At 60.1% G+C, this 5,400-nt stretch carries 6 protein-coding genes; all 6 read right to left on the bottom strand.

Annotated features, from left to right (window positions below; genetic code table 11):
* Positions 1 to 175: 175 nt before the first annotated feature.
* Positions 176 to 2,074, bottom strand: coding sequence for a M61 family peptidase (locus VIM98_RS15905; protein ID WP_331994089.1), 1,899 nt, complete (start codon positions 2,072 to 2,074; stop codon positions 176 to 178).
* 177 nt (positions 2,075 to 2,251) lie between these two features.
* Positions 2,252 to 2,605 carry a type II toxin-antitoxin system RelE/ParE family toxin gene (locus VIM98_RS15900; RefSeq protein ID WP_331994088.1) on the bottom strand — a complete coding sequence of 118 codons (354 nt, stop codon included), beginning with the start codon at positions 2,603 to 2,605 and terminating at the stop codon, positions 2,252 to 2,254.
* 6 nt (positions 2,606 to 2,611) lie between these two features.
* Positions 2,612 to 2,881 (bottom strand): ribbon-helix-helix domain-containing protein, encoded by a 270-nt coding sequence (locus VIM98_RS15895; RefSeq protein ID WP_331994087.1) that lies wholly within the window; start codon positions 2,879 to 2,881, stop codon positions 2,612 to 2,614.
* 142 nt (positions 2,882 to 3,023) lie between these two features.
* Entirely contained in the window at positions 3,024 to 4,457 is a 1,434-nt protein-coding gene (locus VIM98_RS15890) for an amino acid permease (protein WP_331994086.1), read from the bottom strand.
* Positions 4,458 to 4,657: 200 nt separating this feature from the next.
* On the bottom strand, positions 4,658 to 4,852 hold the full coding sequence (locus VIM98_RS15885) for a hypothetical protein (RefSeq protein ID WP_331994085.1): 195 nt from the start codon (positions 4,850 to 4,852) through the stop codon (positions 4,658 to 4,660).
* Positions 4,853 to 5,150: 298 nt separating this feature from the next.
* On the bottom strand, positions 5,151 to 5,400 hold a 250-nt coding region (locus VIM98_RS15880), incomplete at its 5' end, for a hypothetical protein (protein ID WP_331994084.1).

Raw genomic sequence — 5,400 nt, 5'->3', positions numbered from 1 at the left:
TCGGATATCGCCAAGATCACACTCCCCGAAAACCTGCTGCGACCAGGCCGCGTCGTCCTTCATCGTGACTCCTTCCGTGAGACTTGCTATCCGGGCGCAGCAGGTTACGGCCACCTCAAGATGTGATCAAGAGACAGGGCTTAAGCCAGGGGAGAAGCATCCTTCGGGTTATGCCTTAGCGGGCCTTGAGCAGTTCGGCCAAATGATCGGGCTTGCTGGTATCGCGCTCGAGGTGCGGGTACTTCAGGCCATCGTGGTAGTCGATGCGGATGGTCTGGTACTCGTCGAAGTTCTTCACCAGCAATTCGATCGGCTGGCTCTTGTCCTTGGCCGAGGCGGTGACGGCATCCTTCAGCGCATCGCTGGAGAATTCCTTGCCGTTGACCGCAACCAGCTTCATGCCCGGCGACAGGCCAGCCTTGAAGGCGGGGCCGTCCCACAGCACGTCGGAGATATCGCCGCCCTTGCCCACCGAGACACCGACCGAGTAGGTCAGGTCGGTCGAACCACGACGCGCTTCGACGCCCTTGACCGCGTCCGACGGCTTGTCGGTGTAGACCAGTTTCCAGCCGTGCGACTCGATGCCGCCGGTCAGCGGACCGTGGCCATCCAGGCGCTCGCGCAGGTACTTGGCCCAGTCGTACGGCTGGATGTCGTTGAGCGTCTTGACCACATCCTCGAAGGTGTAGGTGTTGACGTCCCATTCGCCGTTCTTCACACCGAAGAAGTTCTTGCCGAAATCGTCGATGGTCTTCTTGTTGCCCGACAGCTCACGCAGCTTGCCGTCCACGTCCAGCCAGATCATCTGGCCGCCCGAATAGTAATCCTCGCTCATCTGGTAGTTGCGGTACGGCAACGGGCGACGCTGAGCGATGATCGGATCGTTGGTGGTGTCCTGGATATTGCGCCACTGCTGCAGACCCGGACGACCCTTCTCGTAGGTGGCAGCGACGTAAGCGAGCATGTCGCGCGCCAGATCGTCCTTCCACAGGCCCGAGCGCGCGGCCATCACGTAGCCCCAGAACTGGGTCTGGCCTTCGTAGACCCACAGCAGGCTGTCTTCCATCGGTACGTTGAAGTTCGGCGTGGCCAGATCCGCGCCACGACGATACTTGCCGTCCCAGGAATGGTTGAACTCATGCGAGAGCAAGTCGCGCTCGACCGCGTTCTTGTCCCACTCGGTGAAATAGCTCGGGCCCACGCCGTTTTCGCTGGAGCGATGATGCTCCAGGCCGTTGCCGCTCATCTTGTCGCTGAGCGAAAGCAGGAAATCGTAGTGGTTGTAGTGATGCGCGCCGTACATCTTGTACATCTGCTGCACCAGGTTCTGGTGCACCTTCAGCTGATCGGGCTTGATTTCCAGGTACTTCGGATCGTCGGCGACGATGTTGAGGAACACCGGCGTCTTCGCGCCCGGATCCAGGTCGACGCGCTTGAAGTACTTGCCGGCGTAGATCGGCGAATCGACCAGATCGTCATAGTCGATTTCCTTGAACTTCACCGTGTCGCCGCTGCGGGATTCCACATCCAGCGCGGAACCGAACTGCCAGCCGGCCGGGAAGGTCACGCTGGCTTCGGCCTTGATCTGGTTGGCGTAGTAGCCAGCCGGATACACCGAGACCGTGTTCCACTGCAGATTGAGCATTTCCGGCGTCATCACCACGCGGCCCTGGCGGGTGTCCTGCGGCGAGAGGAACTGGAACTCGACCTCGACGCTGCTCGCGCCCTGCGGCACCTCCACATGGAACGCGTAGACATTCACGGTATCGCGCTTCCACGGCAGGGTCTGGCCGTTGGCGGTGACCTTCAGGCCGGCAAACTTGTCGATCGGGCCGGTCGGCGAATGGTTGCCCGGCAGCCACTGCGGATACAGCAGGGTCAACGGACCGGACTGCGCCGGCACCGTCTCGCGCACGCGGAACACGCGGCGACCGATATCGGTGGCGTCGACGTGGATCTTCAGCGTGCCCTGGTAAGGCACGTTCTGCGGCGCCGGTACGTCGGCGATGGCGGAAAAGCTGACCAGCCCGACGGCCGATGCGAGCAGGGCGGATGCAAGACGCGAAACTTTCAAAGGAGGTCTCCCTAAGAGGCAAATCCGGCCGGGGCGCCGGCTGTACAAAAACTGACCGAGCGATGCTAGACCGCCATGACCATCAGCACCCCCTGCCAGAGGTCACGAGGGAAGATATTTGGGTATCGCATGATCCTGCGGACTCAAAAGCCGCGGCATGCGGCGGCCTTATCGGATCTAGTGCTGCTCTATCAGTTCTTGAGGATCGATCGTCTGCAGATTCAACTGACGCAGCTCGCTTTCGTAGTTCTCGCCGCCGAAGAACACGCCCACAACTAAGACATAAGGTTTCTGCACCACGATGGCGATGCTGGCGGACTTTTTGTAACCGCTAATCCGCAGACCCGATACGAGGTCATCGCGTGGATGTCCACGTTCTGGAAAGGTGTCAAGACCATCGAGGAAAGCTAGCAACCCGTCGATATACCGCTCCGCAACCTGAGGCGAGGCTTTGACGGCGAGATATTGCTCTTGCTGATCCAGCTTGTCGATCACGCCAGGCGAAATCGTGACCGTGTAACGCATCACCATAAAACGTCATGCTCGTCGTTTGCGCCGGCGAGCCAGCTCGGTACGAGCCTGATCGGTGGTCAGACCCTTCGTCGGATCTGCGCGCAGTTCTTCATAGGCCGGTATCACTTCTTCGCGCAACCATTTCTCCATCGCCGCATCGCGTGCCTGCAACACCCGCAGCCCATCGCTGATAACCGCGCTGACGCTGGCATAGCGTCCAGAATCGGCCAGCTTCTGCACCAGATCGGCCTGTTCTTTTGGAAGAGAAATGCTCAGTTTTTGGGTCGCGGCCATGGGGATATGCTCCACCTGGAGTGGTAGGAAATAATCCTACTCCCCGCGTTACACAGCGTCCAGCGCTTCGCAGCTAAGCTAAAAAAAGGCCCTCGATCTCCGAGGGCCTTTATCTACCCGCAGCTTTTTTGGAGCACAGCCGTTACTGACGGGCCAGCTTGCTGTGCCGGATGCCGTAACCGAAGTACACGATCAAGCCCAGCGAGACCCAGATCAGGAAGACCTGCCAGGTCAGCAGCGACAGCTCAGCCAACAACCAGATCGAGAACGCGATACCGATCAACGGAATCATCGGCACCCACGGCGTGCGGAACGAGCGATGCACGTTGGGCTTGCGGATGCGCAGCACGATGATCGACGTGCAGATCACGATAAATGCCGACAGCACACCGATATTGACCAGCTTGGCCACTTCGTCGAGCGGGAACAGTCCCGCAACCAGGGCAGTAAAAATGCCCAGCACGATGGTCGGACGATGCGGCGTGCCGTAGCGCGGATGCACATGGGCAAACCAGCCCGGCAGCAGGCCATCGCGCGACAGCGCGAACCAGATGCGTGTGGCGCCAAGCATGAAGGCGAACAGCACGCTGATCAGACCGAACACCGCCGACACCGACACGGTGAGCGCGACCCAACGTAAGCCCAAGCCGGTGAACGCGTCGGATACCGGCGCGCTGGTGTTGAGATCGCTGTAATGGGCGATGCCAGTCAGCACCATCGAAACGGCCAGGTACATGGCCATCGATATGCCCAGCGAAAGCAGCACGGCACGGGGCAGATCGCGCTGCGGATTCTTCGACTCTTCCGCCGCCGTCGTCAGTGTGTCGTAACCGAACACCGCAAAGAACACGACTGCCGCAGCGGTCGCCACACCCTGGAAACCGAAGTGGCCGACGCCATTGGCATCGACAATACGTGTCGGGAAAAACGGCACCCAGTTGGACGGATTGACGTAGAACACGCCGACGCCGATCACGAGCGCAACGGCCGCCACCTTGATAGCCACGACCAACGTATTGAAACGCGCACCCCACTCGGTGCGGAAGATCAGCAGTGCTGCAACACCCAGCGTTACTAACGCGGCAATGACGTTGAAGACATGCCCCTCGCCCGTGCCGATGGCGCCTTGCGCCCAGATGGGTAAGTGAAAGCCGAGATTGGCCAGGGCGGCCTGCACGTAGCCAGACCAGCCGATCGCCACCACCGCCACGATCAACGCATATTCCAGCAACAGATCCCAGCCGATCAGCCAGGCCGCCAGTTCGCCCAGTACCGCATAGCCGTAGGTGTAGGCGCTACCGGTGACCGGGATCATGCCGGCGAACTCGGCGTAGCACAGTGCCGCCGCCGCGCTGGCGATGCCGGCGATCAGGAAGGAGACTACCACCGCCGGGCCGGCATTGAGCGCCGCCTGCTGTCCGGCCAGGACAAACACGCCCACACCGATGATGCCTCCGATGCCGATCGCGGTCAGCTGCCAGAGACCCAGAACGCGGCGAAAATCGCCCCGCTTCCCGGCGTCCGCTTGCAGCGCCTCCACCGACTTGTGGCGCAAAACCTTTGCTAGAAAACTCATTGCACGAACCTTGGAACCGAAAGGTCTGGCGATCATAACTGCTTGCAGGGGTAAAGCCATGCCGCACGTGCGCGTATGGAGATCAAAAGGGCGAAAAATCCCATTGCAAAGGAAATTGTGACGGCAAGCGCAAGTAGCTTGAATATTGGATCTGACTATTTCGAATACTTTGTACACGTAGGCACCTATCGCCACGTATTTCAAACAGCTTCTATTGATCCTTTAGAAGGATCGAATGACGATAGGACATTTTGTTGAAGCAGCGAGAAAGCCTTGATGGATATACTCCCTAAAATCATGGCCGCCGCAGCGCCGTCCACTACAACGACCTTTGCCTTCGCGAAAGCACCACCCAATATCAATGCGCAGGTAGAACGCGCAGCCACTGCTTTCATGCGAGACAATGGGCCACCCCCGACCGACATGAGCACGCGTACGATTGGCTTATCGGGTGTTGTCGTTGTTTAAGTAAGAGCGAAGAGCCCCCCTCACCCCACCCCTCTCCCCCGGCAAAGCCAGGGGAGAGGGAGCAAACTGAGGCGAACCTCAGTACTTCGCACTTGCGTGCAGAGCCCCTCTCCCGAAGGATTCGTTTGAGACAGGGCTGGGGTGAAGGGGCAACGCCGCGATCGAGGACGAGGCCACACCCGTTTGCGGCCCCACCCTCTTTTCGCTGATTCGTTGCACCCGTCGCTAGGCGCTCGTGCCCTCCTCGGGGCGCAGCGCTTCAGCCCATTCCTCCAATAATCCCAGCACGACGACCAGTTCCATCGCGGTACGCGCATCCAGACGGCGGGGGTCTCGCTTTCCGTCCTTCTGACCGTTGTCCGCTTCGTGAACCGCTACGCCCTGGGCCAGTATGCGCACGATCAACATGGCCGCACGACGAATGTCGTCCAGCGACGATCGAGCCTCGATGGCTTCGAAGAAAAGAGGGTGAGGG

This window comes from Dyella sp., assembly GCF_036568765.1.
Taxonomy (GTDB): Bacteria; Pseudomonadota; Gammaproteobacteria; order Xanthomonadales; family Rhodanobacteraceae; genus GSA-30.
Note: the sequence above shows the minus strand (reverse complement) of the source record. Positions and strands in the feature narration are given on the sequence as shown.

Coding starts and splice junctions, on each gene's coding strand:
- VIM98_RS15890 (WP_331994086.1), bottom strand. CDS start 4,457: ATGAGTTTTCTAGCAAAGGTTTTGCGCCACAAGTCGGTGGAGGCGCTG.
- VIM98_RS15895 (WP_331994087.1), bottom strand. CDS start 2,881: ATGGCCGCGACCCAAAAACTGAGCATTTCTCTTCCAAAAGAACAGGCC.
- VIM98_RS15900 (WP_331994088.1), bottom strand. CDS start 2,605: ATGGTGATGCGTTACACGGTCACGATTTCGCCTGGCGTGATCGACAAG.
- VIM98_RS15885 (WP_331994085.1), bottom strand. CDS start 4,852: ATGAAAGCAGTGGCTGCGCGTTCTACCTGCGCATTGATATTGGGTGGT.